Genomic DNA, 18,803 nt, shown 5'->3' on the forward strand with positions numbered 1-18,803 from the left:
TGCATTGCAGCATCCTGCAGGACCGATCGTATCGAGCCGTCTGTACTGGCCTGTCCGCGCGCAAGCCCGTGCCCACAAAGCGCTCTGCCCGACATGAAAACGCCGCCACTCCCAAAGGAGTGGCGGCGTTTTTTCAGGCTACGGTTCGACTCAGGCCGGTGCCGAAGTACGAATCAGGTGGTCGAAGGCGGCCAGCGAAGCCTTGGCTCCTTCGCCCACGGCGATGACGATCTGCTTGTACGGCACCGTGGTCACGTCACCGGCAGCGAACACGCCGGGGATATTGGTCTGACCCTTGGCGTCGACGATGATCTCCCCACGCGGCGACAGCTCGACCGTGCCCTTGAGCCAATCGGTGTTCGGCAGCAGGCCGATCTGCACGAAGATGCCTTCGAGCGCCAGGTCGTGCAGCTCATCGCTGTTGCGGTCCTTGTAGCGCAGGCCCGTCACCTTTTCGCCATTGCCCAGCACTTCGGTAGTCAGGGCGCTGGTGATGACCTTGACGTTCGGCAGGCTGTGCAGCTTGCGTTGCAGCACGGCGTCGGCGCGCAACTGGCTGTCGAACTCGATCAGGGTCACCTGGGCGACAATGCCGGCCAGGTCGATAGCTGCTTCCACGCCGGAGTTGCCCCCGCCGATCACCGCCACACGCTTGCCCTTGAACAGCGGGCCATCACAGTGCGGGCAGTAGGCTACGCCACGAGCGCGGTACTCCTGCTCGCCCGGCACGTTCATTTCGCGCCAGCGGGCACCGGTGGCAAGGATCACAGTCTTGGCCTTGAGCGAGGCGCCGCCGGCCAGACGCACTTCGTGCAGAGCGCCATTGGTGCCCGGGATCAACGCTTCGCCGCGTTGCAGGTTCATGATGTCCACATCGTACTGCTTGACGTGTTCTTCCAGGGCTCTGGCCAGCTTCGGCCCCTCGGTCTCCTGCACGGAGATGAAGTTCTCAATCGCCAGGGTATCGAGCACCTGGCCACCGAAACGCTCGGCGGCAACACCAGTTCGGATGCCTTTTCGCGCCGCGTAGATGGCTGCCGACGCGCCTGCGGGACCACCGCCGACCACCAGGACATCGAAGGCGTCCTTGGCGTTGATCTTCTCGGCCTCACGGGCGCCAGCCTTGGTGTCGATCTTGCCGAGGATTTCCTCCAGGCCCATGCGGCCCTGACCGAAGACTTCGCCGTTGAGGTAGATGCTCGGCACCGCCATGACCTTGCGCGCGTCGACTTCATCCTGGAACAGCGCACCGTCGATAGCCACATGGCGCACGTTGGGGTTGAGCACGGCCATCAGGTTCAGCGCCTGAACCACATCCGGGCAGTTCTGGCACGACAGCGAGAAGTAGGTTTCGAAGGTGAATTCGCCTTCCAGGGCCTGGATCTGCTCGATCACCTCGGCGCTGGCCTTGGAGGGATGGCCGCCGACTTGCAGCAGCGCCAGCACCAGGGAGGTGAATTCGTGGCCCATGGGGATGCCGGCGAAACGCAGGCTGATGTCAGCACCCGGGCGGTTGAGCGAGAACGAGGGCTGACGGGCGTCGGCGCCATCCTCGCGCAGGGTAATGAGGTTCGACAGGCCGGCGATTTCCACCAGCAGGTCGTGCAATTCGCGGGATTTCGCGCCGTCGTCGAGGGAAGCAACGATCTCGATCGGCTGGGTGACCCGCTCCAGGTAGGTTTTCAGTTGCGATTTAAGCGTGGCGTCCAACATACGGGCGATTCCTTTTTCAAAACTCGGATACAAAAACGCCCAGGCGAATTCGCCCGGGCGTTTTTACGGGGCGGTGGCTACTTCAGCTTTGGCGGCTGCCCACCGCCCACGACATGAACATCGGCGGATTTTCGTTCGAGAAGTGCCTGATCGTCGCGCAGGCGCTTATCGGGCGAAAATCAGATCTTGCCGACCAGGTCCAGGGACGGAGCCAGGGTGGCTTCGCCTTCTTTCCACTTGGCCGGGCAGACTTCGCCTGGGTGAGCAGCAACGTACTGGGCAGCCTTGACCTTGCGCAGCAGCTCGCTGGCGTCGCGGCCTACACCGCCGTCGTTGATTTCGACGATCTTGATCTGACCTTCCGGGTTGATCACGAAGGTGCCGCGATCAGCCAGACCGGCTTCTTCGATCAGCACGTCGAAGTTGCGGGCGATGACGTGGGTCGGGTCACCGATCAGCGGGTACTGGATCTTGCCGATGGTGTCCGAGGTGTCGTGCCAGGCTTTGTGGGTGAAGTGGGTGTCGGTGGACACACCGTAGATTTCCACGCCCAGTTTCTGGAACTCGGCGTAGTTATCAGCAAGGTCACCCAGCTCGGTCGGGCAAACGAAAGTGAAGTCAGCTGGGTAGAAGAACACGACAGACCACTTGCCTTTGAGGTCGGCTTCGCTGACCTGGACGAATTCGCCCTTGTGGTAGGCAGTCGCGTTGAACGGTTTGACCTGGCTGTTGATGATAGGCATGGAGACGCTCCTTCATGGGTTGAAATCAGTTGACGGAGAGAATCCTAACCGCAGGCCCCGATAAAGGCTCATTGGCAAACCTCATGCTTGTGATTGGTTTTGGCTATAAGCCCCTCGCCTCAATAGATGCTTTGATTCCTAAGACGGGCCGACCGTTGCGCACGCCGACGCTTCGAGCCTCCCACTGGGACCGGCGCTATAGTCCAGCCAGCACCATTGATCACTCGCCTCCCCCCAGATCACCTTGAGCCGGCCTCGCTGCCCGTCACCCCGCACATGCAAGCGGCTGCCCTGGCCGACCATCCCTCGTTCGCTGCCCGCCTCATCCAGCACCAATGCACCGAAGGGCAGTGCTTGTCCGTCCTCCTTGAGCGCATGCAGCACCAGTGGATGACCGCTGCGGGTCGGATAGTGCAACCAACTCGCCGCACCTGACCGGGGCACCACCGACTGGCCAGTGAGTTGCAGTTCGACATCCGTCGACATGCCCTTCGGGTCGAGTTCCACCGTGTTCAGGCCATATGGCAGCAATGCAGGCACCACCGCGAACCCACGCTCATCGAGGCGTATCTGAGGATGCTGGCGAAGCCGCGCCGCATTCGCGCCCGGCGCATGGACGATGGCAAAGCTTTCACCCAAAGGCGGCGCCAGGGACAAGCCCCCCGGATGGGCAACCAGCGCCCCTTGGGCGCCCAGCGTGGCTTGACGATGAGTGTGCCGATCGGCGACCGAGGCGCTAAGCTCGCCAAACGAGCCACGATGCAGCAGATTGGCATCGAGCCCCACCCCACCCCGCGGCCCTTCCTGACGCACAGCGGCCAGGCCATACCCCCATTGCTCACGCTCCCCAGCCGTTGTACGCCAACGCACATTCGAACGGCCCTGCCCCTGCGAGTCCATCGTCACCCCACTGCTCAACGAAGCACGACGCCGCTCCCCAAGCGGCAGGCTGGCCGTAAACGTGAACGTATCGAGCGCCTGCCCAGAAGGTCGTCGTTCACGGCTGAGCCGCATCCCGTAGTTGAGCTTTCCCAGATGGTTGTTGTAGCCCAGGCTGTAGCTGTTGTGGCGGTCTGCGCCCTGCCCCCAACCAGCCGTCAGCGCCAAACGAGCACCTTGCGAGCCCAGCGGCTGGTTGACGGTAAGCCCGACACGCCGACGCGCAGGGGCGAGCGCCTGACCTTGGGCCACCTGGGCGAAATCATCGAAACGGTAGTAGCCCGCACTTTGCGTCAAGGTCGCGCCAAGGTCTGTCCCCCACGCGGCGAGCCTGTGTCGCCAGCTTATCCGCCAGGCCTGCCCTGCGACGTCCCGGTCCAGCGAAACACGGCTGTGGTAGCCGGTCAGGCCGACAGCGCCAAAGCCACTATTGATCGCGACCCCCATGGCGCTGGCCAGATAATCGGTGGCCAACCAGCCACCGCCGTGCAGACTCAGGTGATTGTTCAGCCCTTGCTGCCAACTCCCTTGCAGGTGGCCTGGCCCCGTCTGCCCCAGCTCGTCGCGCCAGACACCCGCACCGAACTCGAACCGCTTGCTTCCCGGACGCAAGGCAAGCGGCGCGGCCTGGCTCGGCACGAAGAAGGTACGCACATCGCCATCGGCCTCGCGCAGGGTGACCTCAAGATCGTCGTTCAGACCGCTGGCATAGAGGTCGTCGATTTCGAAAGGGCCAGGGGCGACCGTCGACTCGTGCACCAGCACACCGCGCTGGCGGATGCTCAGCAAGGCCGTGCTGTTGGCCACACCGCTGACCACGGGGGAAAAACCGCGCTGGGTATGCGGAAGCATGCGCTCGTCATTGTTCAACAACACGCCCCGCAATGCGCTGGCATCAAAGACGTCGCCACGGCTGTAGCTATCACCGAGTGTCACTTGCGACGACCAGCTTGGAATATCCCGCCTGACCGACAATCCACCCGCCTGGTAGTACGAAGCGCCTGTGTCCCCCCCTTGCCAGCGCCCCTCGTGACGCCAGTACCAATCACCTGTGTTCAGCCCCATGCGCAGGCCCAGGTACTCTTGGCGAGTACGACCGCCCTGCTGCAAGGCGTGCTGCTGATAGAGGTTGAATCGGTAATCGACAAAACCCGCGCTCACCCCGCTGTCCCACTGATCCGCAGGAAAGTGGCCGTCGGATTGACGGCCCAGAACCTGTTGCGCCACCACCAGATCCAACCGCAATGCGCCAAAATCCAGTGTCTCGCTGGCGGGCACGTGTAACTCAGACAGTGCCAGGCACCCGCCATCCTTCTTGAGGCGTTGCAGGGTATCGCTGGCCAAGGATTGCAGATCCAGGCCCAGACGCTCCAACACGCCCGCGCTGTAGCAGGGTGTTGCCTGATCACCAGGTGATTGACTCTTCAACAAGACCGGCAACCGGCCTTTCCATTGCTGGTTGAGTACAACATCCAACGTGAAATGCCCTTGCGGGACGACGGCGCCCCCCTCGAAACGGCGCAAGTCCAGTGACGAGCCTTGCCTGAGCAACCCTGCGTCAAACTCGATCGCCATGGCTGGCCCCATCCCCAGGCTGACAACCAAGCACCCGGGCACGCTGCCGATGAACGTCCCGCGACTCATGGGCCCGCCTCAGTTCATCCGCTCGAGGCTCACGGCCTCTGGCCGATCATGCACCGCACCGTAGTCATCGATGTACGCGTAGCGCACCTCGACGCCACCGCCAACCTTCAAGCCTGGCGCGTCGAACCGGGTACTGGAAAAAGGTGCTATGTGCCCGGGCTCGAGGTCGAGCACCTGGTTCGCTTGGTGCACCTGCACCTTGGCCAGATTGACGAAGTACGGGCTGGGGTTGTCTGCCTGCAATATCCCGTCGGCCCCATGGCGCAGGACACGCCAGCGCAACGTCTGATGCGCCTGGGCGACATTGCCCGGCAACTTCGCAGGGCGATAGAACAGCTTGATACGGCTACGCAGGGAAACCTGAAGACTGTTGCCCGTGCCTTTGGGTGGGACGTCGAGCACATTGAGCCAGTACAGGCTTTCACGGTCCTCGGGCATCGTTTCACCCGTATGGAACAGTCTCAGGCTCTGCCCTTTGCCTGGGTCCAGACGAAACAGCGAGGGCACCAGGCTGAACGGAGCCTGCAACGTCTGGGCATCCACCTGGGCAGGCCCGTCATCGATCCAGGCCTGGACCAAGGACGGGTTGCGCCCTTCATTGCTGAGTTTGACGGTGATTTCGGTCTGGTCGGCCGGATAGACGACACGCGTGCTGGAAATGACCACGCTGGCGCCCGCCTCGCTGCATGACAGCCATACAGCCAGCAGCGCCCAGCGCCTAAGGGCGTTGAGTTGAAAGAACATCGAATGCCTACCTCTGTGAATGGCAGCGAGGGCAGGCGCTCACGCCTGCCCGAGGAAGCTCAGAGGTAATCGAGCGAATACTGGACGCGAGTGGAAACCAGCCCTGGCGTAGCGGCTCCGGTCGCGTAGTAACGCGCGTGATAGTCAAGCGTGGCGTTACCACCGACGACCTGCACGAGCTGGGAGCGCTGGCTGCGTTTTGCGGCCGAGAGGTCCATCGGTGCGAGGCTGCTGTTGAGCAGCTCTATCTGGACATTGCGACTGCCGCCAGCATCCACGATGAGCCTGCCCTCAGGACTGATGCTCGGCCCCGGTTCGAAGTAGGTCGAGACTCGGCTTACGGTTGGGGCGCAGTTGGTCAACCGCAGCTGGAAGGACGTTTGCCCGGCCACCTGCCCAGGCCGAGACAACAAGGTCGCATTGACGTCCGGCAGGCTGACCGGCAAGTTGCCATTGCCGCCATTGACGATGCAGGTCGGCGCAAGTACTTGGCCACTGAAGCTGATTTCGCCGTGATCCGCCTGCGCGATGCCGGCGTAGATAAGCGCGCTGCCACAGGCTACGCACAAGGCTTTGGAGAGTGTGTTCATGGTCACCTTCTGATCGCTGATGTAAAGGCCAGACATGTGTCAGGCTGCAGTCCGGTTGTCGGACGTAGGCGCAGTATCAGCAAGGTTCCAAGAACAAGATGTCGGATGACTTACCAGTCATGTAGGTGAAAGTTTCAACTGGTAAGTAAGAATCATGGCCTCGTTGCGGCGAGGCCATGCAGGAGCTGAAAAGGCGCGATCAACGTGTCGCCGTGCGCATGGTCACGAACTCTTCGGCAGCCGTCGGGTGCACGCCGATGGTTTCGTCGAATTGCTGCTTGGTTGCGCCGGCCTTAAGGGCCACACCCAGGCCTTGGATGATTTCCCCGGCATCCGGCCCGACCATGTGGCAGCCCAGGACCTTGTCGGTCTCGGCATCGACCACCAATTTCATCAGGGTCTTTTCCTGGATGTCCGTCAGGGTCAGCTTCATGGCGCGGAAGCGGCTTTCGAAGATCTGCACCTTGTGCCCGGCCTCAAGCGCCTGCTCCTCGGTCAGGCCCACCGTGCCGATCGGCGGCTGGCTGAACACGGCGGTAGGGATGTTCTGGTAGTCCACCGCTCGGTATTGCTCGGGTTTGAACAGGCGACGCGCCACCGCCATGCCTTCGGCCAAGGCCACTGGGGTGAGCTGGACGCGACCGATCACATCCCCGATGGCGATGATCGAGGGCTCGGTGGTCTGGTACTGCTCGTCCACCCGGATGAAGCCACGGGCATCGAGTTCGACACCGGTGTTTTCCAGCCCCAGGTTGTCCAGCATCGGGCGCCGCCCGGTTGCGTAGAACACGCAATCGGCGATCAGCTCACGACCATCCTTGAGGGTCGCCTTGAGGCTGCCATCGTCCTGCTGGTCGATGCGCTGGATATCGGCGTTGAATTGAAGATCCATACCACGCTTTTGAAGCTCTTCCTTGAGGTGGGTGCGCACCGAGCCATCGAAGCCGCGCAGGAACAGATCACCGCGGTACAACAGCGTGGTATCGGCGCCCAGGCCTTGGAAGATGCCAGCGAACTCCACGGCGATGTAGCCGCCGCCGACCACCAGTACGCGACGCGGCAGTTCCTTCAGGTAGAACGCCTCATTGGAGGTGATCGCCAGCTCCTTGCCTGGAATGTCCGGCACCTGCGGCCAGCCACCGGTGGCGATGAGGATATGTTTGGCGCTGTACCGCTGGCCTTCGACTTCGACCTCATGGGCACCGGTGATACGGGCATGCCCTTGCAACAAGGTCACGCCGCTGTTGACCAGCAGGTTGCGGTAGATACCGTTGAGGCGCTCGATCTCACGGTTCTTGTTGGCGATCAAGGTGCCCCAATCGAAGTGCCCTTCCTCCAGCGTCCAGCCAAAACCGGCGGCCTGCTCCAGCTCATCAGCCACATGGGCGCCGTACACCAGCAGTTTTTTCGGCACGCAACCGACGTTGACACAGGTGCCGCCCAAGTAGCGACTCTCGGCCACGGCCACCTTGGCACCGAAGCCTGCGGCGAAACGCGCCGCGCGTACACCGCCGGAACCGGCGCCAATCACGAACAGATCAAAATCGTAGGCCATGTATTCAGTCTCCTTGGCTGGCGACCAGCATACCGCCGTTGCTCGCCGGGAACAAAAAAGCCACCCCGAGGGGTGGCTTTGGTCCTAGCGCAGACGGATCAGTACGCCTTGCCAGTCTTGTAGTAGTTCTCGAAGCAGAAGTTGGTCGCCTCGATGTAGCCTTCGGCGCCACCGCAGTCGAAACGCTTGCCCTTGAACTTGTAGGCCAGCACGCAGCCGTCCTGGGCCTGTTTCATCAGCGCGTCGGTGATCTGGATCTCGCCACCTTTGCCTGGCTCGGTGTTCTGGATGATGTCGAAGATATCCGGCGTGAGGATGTAGCGACCGATGATCGCCAGGTTGGACGGTGCGTCTTCCGGCTTGGGCTTCTCGACCATGTTGGTGACGCGGTAGATGTCATCGCGAATCATGTCGCCAGCGATCACACCGTACTTGTTGGTTTCCTGCGGGTCGACTTCCTGGATGGCGACGATCGAGCAACGGAACTGGTTGTACAGCTTGACCATCTGGGTGAGGATGCCGTCGCCTTCAGGGTTGACGCACAGGTCGTCCGCCAGCACCACGGCGAACGGCTCGTCACCGATCAGTGGGCGGCCAGTGAGAATGGCGTGGCCCAGGCCCTTCATCTCGGTCTGACGAGTGTAGGAGAAGGAGCACTCGTCCAGCAGGCGGCGGATACCGACCAGGTATTTTTCCTTGTCGGTGCCTTTGATCTGGTTTTCCAGCTCGTAGCTGATGTCGAAGTGGTCTTCCAGCGCGCGCTTGCCGCGGCCGGTGACGATGGAGATCTCGCTCAGACCTGCATCCAGCGCCTCTTCAACGCCATACTGGATCAGTGGCTTGTTGACCACCGGCAGCATTTCCTTGGGCATGGCTTTGGTAGCAGGCAGGAAGCGGGTGCCGTAGCCGGCTGCCGGGAACAAGCATTTTTTGATCATATACATCCTTAAACAAAGGCTGGGCCTGTGGAGTTCGGCGCAGTCTAATCAGGCGGCGGTCACCTTACAATGCCCTGCCCCTGGCCGACCGATGCCATGATAGAGATAACCCAGTGTAGATAGTTCCGATGGATCGTAAATATTGCGGCCGTCGAACAGCACCGGCATGCGCATCAGTCCTCGCACACGCGCAAAATCCGGCTGGCGGAACTGCTTCCATTCCGTCACCAGCACCAACGCGTCCGCGGCTTCGACACAGGCGTAGGGGTCCTGCGTGAGGCGCAGCTGACCGCTGGTCGTCGCGTGTCGGTAGCGCTCGGCAACCCCCGCCGTCGCCGCCGGGTCGCAGGCCTGGACCCGCGCCCCTGCAGCCAGCAAGGCCTCGAGCAGCACCAGGCTGGGCGCCTCGCGTACATCATCGGTACCGGGCTTGAAGGACAACCCCCAGATCGCCACGGTGCGCCCACGCAGAAAACCACCGAAGTGCTGATGCAGCGCTTCGAACAGCACGGTTTTTTGCACCTCGTTGCGCGCCTGCACCGCTTGCAGGATCGCGGGTTGGTATCCTGCCTGCTCGGCGCAGTGGATCAAGGCGCGCACGTCCTTGGGGAAGCACGAGCCGCCATAACCACAACCGGCATAGATGAAGTGACTGCCGATACGCGTATCACTGCCAATGCCGCGGCGCACTTGCTCGATGTCCACATCCAGGTGCGCACAGAGCCCGGCCAGTTCGTTGATGAATGAAATACGCGTGGCAAGGAAGGCATTGGCCGCATATTTGCTGAATTCAGCGGCCCGCGGCGACATCAACAGCACGCGCTCACGGTTGCGCACGAAGGGTCTGTAGAGGCGCTGCAGGCATCGACTGGCCTGCTCGCTGTCGCTGCCGATGATGACGCGGTCCGGACGCATGAAGTCGTCGACAGCGCTGCCCTCCTTGAGAAACTCGGGATTGCTCGCCACCTGTACACCGAATTGCACCCCTCGCGCGCGCAAGCCGCTGGCAATGTGTCGAGCGACCCGCTCGGCCGTGCCCACTGGGACGGTCGATTTGTTCACCACCAGACATGCGCGCGGAAGGTAGCGTGCGAGGCTATCGGCAACCGCCAGTACGTGCCCAAGATCAGCCGAGCCGTCCTCCTGGCTGGGCGTTCCGACTGCGATGAACACCACTTCGGCGCGCGCCAGGGCATAGTCCCAACGATCGCTGAAGCTCAACGAGCCGCTGTCCAGCCCGGCCTGCAGCAGCGCTTGCAGGCCGGGCTCGTAGATCGGGCACTGGCCCTGGCGCAATTGTGCCAGGCGGGCCTGATCACGCTCGAGGCAGACCACGCGGTTGCCCATTTCGGCGAAACAGGCCGCCGTGACCAGCCCCACATACCCCGCTCCGATCACACAGAGTTCCATGGCCGCACTCCCTTGTCGAAGATTGCGGCCATTGCACCCCAGGCACCGTTGCAGGGCAGTGACAGCGCGAGGTCACGCGTGTGACAGGAGCCTGTGTCAGCGTCCAGTGCCCTGCCCGATCAACACGCCGTCAACCTTTTGCCCATACAGGTTGACGCCATCGTTGGCATGGAACTTCACCCGGGTCTTCTCGATCGAGCCGTCCACCAGCCGCGGGTCCTGTGGCCGCTCATGGCGGTTGATCCAGGCCGCCACGTCCCAGGCCTGCTGGTCGCTGAGGCTGCCGGCGCGGCCCAGGGGCATGTTGTGCTTGATGAATGACGCGGCCGTGTTGATCCGATGCATGCCGGCCCCCCAGTTGTAGGAGTCCTTGCCCCACAAGGGTGGCATCACATACTCGCCCGCCACTTTCTGGCCTTGGCCCTGATCGCCATGGCAGATCGCACATTGCTCGCCATAGACCTGCTCGCCGCGCTTGAAGTCATAGCCGCCGGCCGGTAGGGCCACGTCCGGATACCCACGCCCCGGGGTTTCGACACCCGTCGGCGCCTGGGTCGACAGCCAATAGGCATATACGCTGAGGGCGGTCATCTGTGGGCTGTCGGCCGCCGGCGGCTTGCCGTTCATGCTGAACTGGAAACAGCCCTGGATGCGTTCGGCGAAGGTGTTGACCTTGTCGTTCTTCTTGCGATACGCCGGATACATCGGATAGGCGCCCCACAGCGGCGCGGAATGCGCCAGACGCCCTTGGTCCAAGTGGCAGTTGCTGCAGTTCATGCCATTGCCGACCGCTTCGGGCATCAGCCGACGGGTATCGACAAACAATGCATGGCCCTCGCGGACCATCTTGCCGAAAGCGTTGTCAGGGAGGTCACGCTCTGAGGGCGGCGTGAACACCGCAGGTGCCTGACTGCCAGGCACCTTGAGCTGGGATTGGTCTTCCATGGCGATAGGGGCGGCCTGGACGCTGCCCATGGCCAAGACCAACACAGTCGGGATCATCGGCTTCATGGCTTGGCCTCCTGGCGGGCGGGCTGGGCAAAGAATGCGGCAATGGCTTTGACCTCGTCCTCGGTCATGGCCTTGGCCACGCCGACCATCAACTGGTTGGGATCGTTGCTGCGACTGCCGTCGCGCCAGGCATTGAGTTGTGTCGTCAGGTAGGCGGCTGGTTGTCCCGTCAGCGGAGGGAAGTGCTCGCCGACGCCACCCCCACCTGGCCCGTGGCATTGCACGCAACCGGGTATCTGCCGGCTCCAGTCGCCATAGAGGGCCAGGCGGGACACCGGGTCGTTGGCGATCTGCTGGCGCCGCAGCTGCGGGGCGGCGTCGGCCGGCAAGCTGGCCAGGTAAGTGCTGACAGCTTTGATTTCGTCCTCACCCAACGCCTTGGCAAGTGGCTCCATGACCGCCTGCTTACGGCTGCCACTGCGAAAATCCATCAGTTGCTTGCTCAGGTAGCCGGCTGGCAGGCCGGCCAGGCGCGGAAAACCGGCGGCGGCGATGCCTTTGCCATCCGGGCCATGACAGCTCAGGCAAGCCATGGCAGCGGGGTTCTGCCCACCTTGGGTGAAGATCTTCTGGCCATCGACGGCATGCGCCGAAGGCCAGGCCAGGATCAGCAGACTGCCGATCACGACACGACTCAACGGTTTGTTCACGGGACGCTCCATTTCCTTGTTATAAGCTTAGTCTTAAACGATATAAGCCCAGAAAGAGTAGGCCTATCCCCGGAGACCGACAACGTTCACCGGGCAAGAAAATGGCATTGCGCCTGCTAACTGCTCATTTGCTGAGCTGGATCAAGAGCCGGAGATGCACTGGGTCGCGGCGGTGCGCACATCGCCCAGACGCAGCGGAAAGTTGTTCAACCGCTCATGCAATTTGATGCTGCTGCCGCTGCCACGTTTGTCGATGTCCACCAACGCGGCAGGACCGACGCTTGTCGGCACTTTCTGTGGAACGATCAGGCGCAGGCCATCGCCACGTGCCTCTTCGACCAGCGGATCACGGCTATCGGCCAACCTGCTCTTGACGCAATCGGCGTACTGGCGCGGCGTCTTGCCGGAGATCACATCCAGGGTTTCGCGCGATTGCTCCAGCTCCGAAACACTGACACAGCCGCCCAATGCCACCAGCATCGCGGGCACCAACCACTTCATTCGCATTACCCCTTCCTTCATCGAGAAACGCTTCGACCACGGTCAGGCTGATTTGCTCCCTGCTTTGGCAGATTTATCTTGGGCCCGACCATCTCGCGCGCAAGTCTACCCTGACATCGTGGTATCGTTCATGTTTGCAGAACCAATCCTTGCGGAGCACCCCATGAAATTCGTACACCAGCGCGAGCACCTGAACGAGGACGACGTGGTCGTCATCGACTGCTCCCAGCGCTGCAACATCCGCCTGATGAACGACGCCAACTTCCGCAGCTTCAAGAACGGCGGCCGGCACACCTACCACGGTGGCCACTTCATCAAGTTCCCCGCCAAGATCACCGTACCCAGCACCGGTTTCTGGAACATCACCATCGACACTGTGAGCCCGCGCCCGATCTCGGTGACACGCAAGCCGACCTTCACCCACAAGATCAAGATCATCCGCCGCTCGTCGTCCAAACTCGTCTAAGGCCCGTCATGACCCAAACCATCAAATACGTGATCAAGTACAAGCTCGACGGCGAGCGCCGTTGGGACTTCGCCCTGATGCCTGACGCCTCCCATGAGCAGGCGCTCGAAGCGCTGCGCAAGATCCACGGCGACGACGCCGAGAAGATCAGCGACATCCAGGTCAGCAAGGCCCTGTAACCCCGCCCCACCGCCCAAGGAGTAGCGCATGAGCACCTGGCCCGACCGTCGTATCCTCGACCTGCTGGGCATCCAGTTGCCCATCCTCCAAGCGCCCATGGCCGGGGCCACCGGCTCGGCCATGGCCATCGCCGTCGGCAATGCCGGCGGGCTAGGCGCCCTGCCCTGCGCCATGCTCACCGCCGAGCAAGTCCACAGCGAAGTCCAGGCCTTTCGTGCCAGCTGCCAGGGCCCACTGAACCTCAACTTCTTCTGCCATCAGCCGCCAATACCTGACCCGGAGCGCGACGCGCGCTGGAAACAGGCGCTCAAGCCCTATTACGACGAAGTCGGGGCAGACTTCGAGGCACCAACGCCGGTGTCCAACCGGGCGCCTTTCGACGAGCAAAGTTGCCAATGGGTGGAGCAACTGCGTCCCGAGGTGGTGAGTTTTCATTTCGGCTTGCCCCAGGCCGAGGTGCTGCAACGGGTGAAGGCCACCGGTGCAAAGGTGCTGTCCAGCGCCACCACAGTAGAAGAAGCCCTCTGGCTCGAGGCCAACGGCTGCGATGCGATCATCGCCATGGGCTACGAGGCCGGCGGGCATCGGGGCATGTTCCTGAGCGACGACATCACCAGCCAGATCGGTACGCTCGCGCTGGTGCCCCAGGTGGTGGATGCCGTGCGCATCCCTGTGATTGCCGCAGGCGGCATCGGTGATCATCGCGGGCTGGTGGCCGCCCTGGCACTGGGCGCTTCGGCAGTGCAGATCGGCACCGCCTATCTGTTCTGCCCGGAGGCCAAGGTCTCCGCGGCCCATCGCCAGGCGCTGGACCACGCGCCAGCCAGCGATACTGCCCTGACCAACCTGTTCACCGGCCGCCCCGCGCGGGGCATCAACAACCGCATCATGCGCGAACTGGGGCCGATGAGCCCGCTGGCTCCACGCTTTCCGCTCGCCGGCGGTGCCTTGATGCCGCTCAGGGCGATTCGCGATCCACAGGGCAACAGCGACTTCAGCAACCTGTGGGCCGGGCAGGCACTGCGCCTGGGCCGGCACCGCTCGGCAAGCGAGCTGACCCGGGAGATTGCCGACAAGGCACTACAACAGATCGGGCGCTGAGTGCCGCTGCGTTTCCTGTACTGACACCATCGGGAACAAGCCCGCCTCTACATCCTGCCTCTTCCGGTCAGACTACCTATCGCTATATAGTCAGCGCCATAACGATAATCTGCCCCGAGGAGCTCTTTCGCATGCGCATCCGCCCGCCTCACATGGCCGTCAGCGCCCTGGCCAGCTTGATCACGCTCAATAGCGCCTGGGCCGATGAGGTCCAGGTGGCCGTCGCCGCCAACTTCACCGCGCCCATCCAGGCCATCGCCCAGGACTTCGAGAAAGACACCGGTCACACACTGGTCGCCGCCTATGGCGCCACCGGCCAGTTCTACGCGCAGATCAAGAACGGCGCCCCGTTCGAAGTCTTCCTCGCCGCCGACGACAGCACGCCGGCCAAGCTCGAGCAGGAAAAGGCCATCGTCCCCGGCTCGCGCTTCACCTACGCCATCGGCACCCTGGCCCTGTGGTCGGCCAAGCCTGGCTACGTCGACGACAAAGGCGAGATCCTCAAGCAGAACACCTTCCAGCACCTGGCCATCGCCAACCCCAAGACCGCGCCCTATGGCCTGGCCGCCACTCAGGTGCTGGACAAGCTCAAGCTGACCGAGGCCACCCAGGCCAAGTGGGTCGAAGGCCAGAACATCACCCAGGCCTATCAGTTCGTCTCCACCGGCAATGCCGAGCTGGGCTTCGTCGCCCTGTCGCAGATCTACAAAGATGGCAAGGTGCAGAGCGGTTCGGCGTGGATCGTGCCCGCGCAGTTGCACGAACCGATCCGCCAGGACGCGGTGATCCTCGACAAAGGCAAGGACAACCCTGCCGCCAAGGCCCTGGTCGAATACCTCAAGGGCCCGAAAGCGGCTGCGGTGATAAAGTCCTACGGTTATGAAATCTGATGCCGCTGGACACCAGTGACCTGGGTGCGATCTGGCTGACCCTCAAACTGGCCAGCCTGACCACCTTGATCCTGTTGGTGCTTGGCACGCCTATCGCTTGGTGGCTGGCGCGCACACGCTCGTGGCTGCGTGGCCCCATCGGCGCGGTGGTGGCCCTACCGCTGGTGCTGCCACCCACGGTGATCGGCTTCTACCTGCTGATCGTGCTCGGCCCGCACGGCTGGATAGGCCAGGCTACCCAGGCATTGGGGCTGGGCAGCGTGGTGTTCAGCTTCACCGGGCTTGTGATCGGCTCGGTGGTGTATTCCATGCCCTTCGTGGTCCAGCCCCTGCAAAATGCCTTCAGCGCCATCGGGCAACGTCCATTGGAAGTTGCCGCGACCTTGCGCGCCAGCCCCTGGGACACCTTCGTTCACGTGGTATTGCCGCTCGCCCGGCCCGGCTTTGTCACCGCCAGTGTCCTGGGTTTCGCCCATACCGTCGGTGAGTTCGGCGTGGTACTGATGATCGGCGGCAACATTCCCGACAAGACGCGCGTGGTCTCGGTGCAGATCTTCGATCATGTCGAGGCCATGGCCTATCCCCAGGCGCATTGGCTGGCGGGCGTCATGCTGGTGTTCTCCTTCGTGGTGTTGCTGGTGCTCTATGCTGGCCACCGCGGCAAGACAGGCTGGAGCTGAAAATGCCTTCACCGATCCTGGCGCGCCTGAACCTGGCGCGCGGCGAGTTCACTCTGGACGTCGACCTGCACCTGCCAGGTCGCGGCGTCAGTGCCCTGTTCGGCCATTCAGGATCGGGCAAGACATCCTGCCTGCGCTGCCTGGCCGGGCTCGAGCGCGCCAGTCACGCTTACATCGAAGTCAACGGCGAAGTCTGGGAGGACAGCGCCAAAGGCTACTTCCTGGCACCGCATAAGCGACCGGTGGGTTATGTGTTCCAAGAGGCCAGCCTGTTCCCGCACCTGTCGGTACGCGGCAACCTGGAGTTCGGCTGGCGGCGCATACCCAGCACCGAACGCCGGGTCAGCCTGGAGCATGCCTGCGAACTGCTGGGCATCGCACCTCTGCTCGAGCGCCGCCCCGCGACCCTCTCCGGCGGCGAGGCACAACGGGTCGGCATCGCCCGCGCCCTGCTCAGCAGCCCGCGCCTGCTGCTGATGGACGAACCGCTGGCAGCCCTTGATGCCCCACGCAAACGCGAGATCCTGCCGTACCTGGAGCGCTTGCATGATGAACTGGAAATCCCTGTGGTCTACGTCAGCCACGCTCAGGATGAAGTGGCGCGGCTGGCCGACCACCTGGTGCTGCTGGAGCAGGGCCAGGCACTTGCCAGCGGCCCAATCAGCGAAACCCTGACCCGACTCGACCTGCCACTGGCCCAAGGCGAGGATGCCGGCGTGGTGCTCGAAGGGGTTGTCGTCGGTCATGACCCACACTACGAACTGTTCGATCTGCGCCTGAGCGGCAATACCCGCCCCACGTTGCGCATCGCCCATCCCGCCCTGGTGCTCGGCAGCAGCTTGAGGCTCAAGGTACAGGCTCGCGATGTCAGCCTCGCGCTGACCGCCGACAGCACCTCGAGCATCCTCAACCGCCTGCCGGTGCAGGTTCTGCAATGGCGCCCCGCCGACAATCCCGCCCATGTGCTGGTGAGTCTGGATGCGGCGGGCAATGCGCTGCTGGCGCGCATCACCCGCTACTCGGCGGACCAGCTCGACTTGCATCCGGGACAGGCCCTGTGGGCCCAGATCAAGTCGGTGGCGCTACTGGGCTGAGCAATGGTCGGGCGGCCGTTGTCCATTGTGCTGTGACCGGTCGATGGACATTGCCCCATGCTCGATTGCCCACTGCCCCAGGCCCTGCACTATGTCGACGACAGTCAGCCTGGCCTGACCCGGCGCCGCTGGCGCGACCGCTTTCATTATTTCGACGCCGAAGGCAAACGCATACGCGACGCCCAGACGCTGGCACGTATCGCCGCCCTGGTGATCCCACCTGCCTATACCGAGGTCTGGATCTGCCCCGATCCCCAGGGCCACCTACAAGCCACTGGCCGCGATGCCCGGGGGCGAAAGCAATATCGCTATCACACCCAATGGCGCGAACTGCGTGACCAGCACAAGTACGACCGCATGCTGGCCTTCGCCCAGGCGCTGCCCAAGCTGCGCCGGCAACTGGATGGCCATCTGGCGCGTCCAGGGCTTGATCGGGAAAAAGTCATGGCCTTGGTGGTCAGCCTGCTCGACACCACGCTGATCCGTATCGGCAACCGCCAGTATCTGCGGGAAAACAAGTCCTACGGCCTGACCACCTTGCGCAACCGGCATGTACAGGTCGAAGGCAGTACCGTGCGCTTTCAGTTTCGCGGCAAACGGGGCGTCGAACATAACGTCAGCCTGCGCGACCGACGCCTGGCACGACTGATCAAGCGTTGCCTCGAGCTTCCGGGACAAACCCTGTTCCAGTATCTGGACGAGCAGGGCCAGCGACATGCCGTGGGCTCGAGCGAGGTCAACCAGTTCCTGCAGCAGCTCACTGGCGCCGATTTCACCGCCAAGGACTACCGCACCTGGGCCGGCAGCGCCCTGGCGCTGGCGCTGTTGCGGCCCCTGGCCTGGCAACCGGAAAGCGAAGCCCGGCGCCAGGTTGCCGCGATTGTCCGCCAGGTCGCCACGCGCCTGGGCAATACCCCCGCGGTGTGCCGGCGCTGCTACATTCACCCGGCGGTGCTCGAGCATTATCAGCTCGGCCGACTGGCTGCTCTGCCCAAGGCCAGGGCGCGCCAGGGCCTGGAAGCAGAGGAAGCTGCCTTACTTCGCTTTCTGCAAGAAATAGGGAATTAATCAACGATTGCCCGTCTCTATTTACGCTATCAAACAGAGAAATTTCCCATCTGAGCGTAAGCCCCCTATCCTTGCCACCGAGCACCTTCGCTGATTGACCATCTTGGTCGTTTCGGCACCTGCGACTAAAGACAGATAACAGAATTTATCTGCGCGGGAATTACTCTTCGCGGAAAGCGTCTTTAATGAGAAGGAAGAGGGACAAGCTCCCGCCGCTGCGGTAAATGGCCGCGCGGATTTCATCATCACCAAGGAGAACTACATGCTGATACTCACCCGCAAGGTTGGCGAAAGCATCGTCATCGACGATGACATCAAAGTCACCATTCTGGGAGTCAAAGGGATGCAAGTGAGGATCGGCATCGATGCGCCAAAGGATGTACAGGTTCATCGTGAAGAGATCTTCAAGCGTATCCAGGCCGGCAACCCTGCTCCGGAGAAGAACGACGACCAGCACTGAACCGCCTTGCTACAAGTCGCACGGACGCGCTTGACCGTTCAGCCCGCCCACGCGGGCGGCCACGTCTCAGGTGTCTAGCAGTTCCCGCACCTTGGCGATCATCCTGTCCATGTCGAAGGGTTTGTCGAAGACCGCGACGAACAGTTCGGGGCAGATACGTCCCTGGTTGGCCTGTGCGCCGCTCATGAGAATGACCGGCAGGTCCGGCAACTGCAACTCATCGCGAATCGCCTTGACCAGCTCCTCGCCGTTGAGCAGCGGCATCATGTAGTCGGTAATCACCAACTCCACCCGCTTCTCCTTGAGCGCCTCCAGCGCTTTGCGACCGTTGCTCGCCTTCTCTACCAGAAAGCCTTCATCCTCCAGGGCAAATCCGAGGATATCGGCTATCAGGTATTCATCGTCGACGATCAGAATCGTGTTCAT

General features: G+C 62.6%; 20 protein-coding genes. 8 read left to right on the forward strand and 12 right to left on the reverse strand.

What is annotated here, in order from left to right:
* Nucleotides 1–150: 150 nt before the first annotated feature.
* The 11 genes from ahpF to ACNFCH_RS07060 form a co-directional block, all read right to left on the reverse strand.
* Nucleotides 151–1,713, reverse strand: coding sequence for an alkyl hydroperoxide reductase subunit F (ahpF, locus tag ACNFCH_RS07010; RefSeq protein WP_337158616.1), 1,563 nt, complete (start codon nt 1,711–1,713; stop codon nt 151–153).
* Nucleotides 1,714–1,892: 179 nt separating this feature from the next.
* Entirely contained in the window at nt 1,893–2,456 is a 564-nt protein-coding gene (gene ahpC, locus ACNFCH_RS07015; RefSeq protein ID WP_070091596.1) for an alkyl hydroperoxide reductase subunit C, read from the reverse strand.
* A gap of 138 nt (nt 2,457–2,594) precedes the next feature.
* On the reverse strand, nt 2,595–5,039 hold the full coding sequence (locus ACNFCH_RS07020; RefSeq protein ID WP_416742501.1) for a fimbria/pilus outer membrane usher protein: 2,445 nt from the start codon (nt 5,037–5,039) through the stop codon (nt 2,595–2,597).
* 9 nt (nt 5,040–5,048) lie between these two features.
* Entirely contained in the window at nt 5,049–5,783 is a 735-nt protein-coding gene (locus ACNFCH_RS07025; RefSeq protein WP_416742502.1) for a molecular chaperone, read from the reverse strand.
* 59 nt (nt 5,784–5,842) lie between these two features.
* Nucleotides 5,843–6,373, reverse strand: coding sequence for a fimbrial protein (locus ACNFCH_RS07030; RefSeq protein ID WP_416742503.1), 531 nt, complete (start codon nt 6,371–6,373; stop codon nt 5,843–5,845).
* A 199-nt stretch (nt 6,374–6,572) separates the two neighbouring features.
* A complete protein-coding gene (gorA, locus tag ACNFCH_RS07035) occupies nt 6,573–7,928 on the reverse strand; it encodes a glutathione-disulfide reductase (RefSeq protein WP_416742504.1) in 1,356 nt (451 codons plus the stop codon).
* A gap of 98 nt (nt 7,929–8,026) precedes the next feature.
* Nucleotides 8,027–8,866, reverse strand: coding sequence for a UTP--glucose-1-phosphate uridylyltransferase GalU (gene galU / locus ACNFCH_RS07040; protein WP_043211760.1), 840 nt, complete (start codon nt 8,864–8,866; stop codon nt 8,027–8,029).
* 48 nt (nt 8,867–8,914) lie between these two features.
* Nucleotides 8,915–10,276, reverse strand: coding sequence for a UDP-glucose/GDP-mannose dehydrogenase family protein (locus tag ACNFCH_RS07045; protein ID WP_337158897.1), 1,362 nt, complete (start codon nt 10,274–10,276; stop codon nt 8,915–8,917).
* Between the two features lie 96 nt (nt 10,277–10,372).
* Nucleotides 10,373–11,287 carry a c-type cytochrome gene (locus ACNFCH_RS07050; RefSeq protein ID WP_337158898.1) on the reverse strand — a complete coding sequence of 305 codons (915 nt, stop codon included), beginning with the start codon at nt 11,285–11,287 and terminating at the stop codon, nt 10,373–10,375.
* On the reverse strand, nt 11,284–11,937 hold the full coding sequence (locus tag ACNFCH_RS07055) for a c-type cytochrome (RefSeq protein ID WP_337158899.1): 654 nt from the start codon (nt 11,935–11,937) through the stop codon (nt 11,284–11,286). Before ACNFCH_RS07055 ends, ACNFCH_RS07050 begins: the two co-directional genes overlap by 4 nt.
* A 141-nt stretch (nt 11,938–12,078) precedes the next feature.
* Nucleotides 12,079–12,438 carry a hypothetical protein gene (locus tag ACNFCH_RS07060; protein WP_070091604.1) on the reverse strand — a complete coding sequence of 120 codons (360 nt, stop codon included), beginning with the start codon at nt 12,436–12,438 and terminating at the stop codon, nt 12,079–12,081.
* 163 nt (nt 12,439–12,601) lie between these two features.
* Here ACNFCH_RS07060 and ACNFCH_RS07065 point away from each other — a divergent pair, with 163 nt between their 5' ends.
* The 8 genes from ACNFCH_RS07065 (at nt 12,602) to csrA (ending at nt 18,377) form a co-directional block, all read left to right on the forward strand.
* A complete protein-coding gene (locus ACNFCH_RS07065) occupies nt 12,602–12,904 on the forward strand; it encodes a DUF1883 domain-containing protein (protein ID WP_070091605.1) in 303 nt (100 codons plus the stop codon).
* An 8-nt stretch (nt 12,905–12,912) separates the two neighbouring features.
* Nucleotides 12,913–13,083 carry a hypothetical protein gene (locus ACNFCH_RS07070; RefSeq protein ID WP_090344575.1) on the forward strand — a complete coding sequence of 57 codons (171 nt, stop codon included), beginning with the start codon at nt 12,913–12,915 and terminating at the stop codon, nt 13,081–13,083.
* Nucleotides 13,084–13,111: 28 nt separating this feature from the next.
* On the forward strand, nt 13,112–14,185 hold the full coding sequence (locus ACNFCH_RS07075) for a nitronate monooxygenase (RefSeq protein WP_337158900.1): 1,074 nt from the start codon (nt 13,112–13,114) through the stop codon (nt 14,183–14,185).
* A gap of 131 nt (nt 14,186–14,316) precedes the next feature.
* The gene (gene modA / locus ACNFCH_RS07080) at nt 14,317–15,075 is read left to right on the forward strand and encodes a molybdate ABC transporter substrate-binding protein (RefSeq protein ID WP_337158901.1); all 759 of its coding nucleotides are present in this window, start codon (nt 14,317–14,319) and stop codon (nt 15,073–15,075) included.
* Nucleotides 15,075–15,755 carry a molybdate ABC transporter permease subunit gene (gene modB, locus ACNFCH_RS07085; RefSeq protein ID WP_416742505.1) on the forward strand — a complete coding sequence of 227 codons (681 nt, stop codon included), beginning with the start codon at nt 15,075–15,077 and terminating at the stop codon, nt 15,753–15,755. The genes modA and modB overlap by 1 nt, the downstream gene beginning before the upstream one ends.
* A 2-nt stretch (nt 15,756–15,757) precedes the next feature.
* Nucleotides 15,758–16,849, forward strand: coding sequence for a molybdenum ABC transporter ATP-binding protein (gene modC / locus ACNFCH_RS07090; protein WP_416742506.1), 1,092 nt, complete (start codon nt 15,758–15,760; stop codon nt 16,847–16,849).
* 57 nt (nt 16,850–16,906) lie between these two features.
* Nucleotides 16,907–17,917, forward strand: coding sequence for a DNA topoisomerase IB (locus tag ACNFCH_RS07095; RefSeq protein ID WP_337158904.1), 1,011 nt, complete (start codon nt 16,907–16,909; stop codon nt 17,915–17,917).
* A 262-nt stretch (nt 17,918–18,179) separates the two neighbouring features.
* The gene (gene csrA / locus ACNFCH_RS07100; protein ID WP_043211735.1) at nt 18,180–18,377 is read left to right on the forward strand and encodes a carbon storage regulator CsrA; all 198 of its coding nucleotides are present in this window, start codon (nt 18,180–18,182) and stop codon (nt 18,375–18,377) included.
* Nucleotides 18,378–18,443: 66 nt separating this feature from the next.
* Here the strand turns inward: csrA and ACNFCH_RS07105 are convergent, their stop codons facing one another.
* Nucleotides 18,444–18,803, reverse strand: coding sequence for a response regulator (locus ACNFCH_RS07105; RefSeq protein WP_043211733.1), 360 nt, complete (start codon nt 18,801–18,803; stop codon nt 18,444–18,446).

Origin of the sequence: Pseudomonas sp. NY15354 (genome assembly GCF_048068075.1) — a bacterium.
Lineage (GTDB): Bacteria > Pseudomonadota > Gammaproteobacteria > Pseudomonadales > Pseudomonadaceae > Aquipseudomonas > Aquipseudomonas guariconensis_C.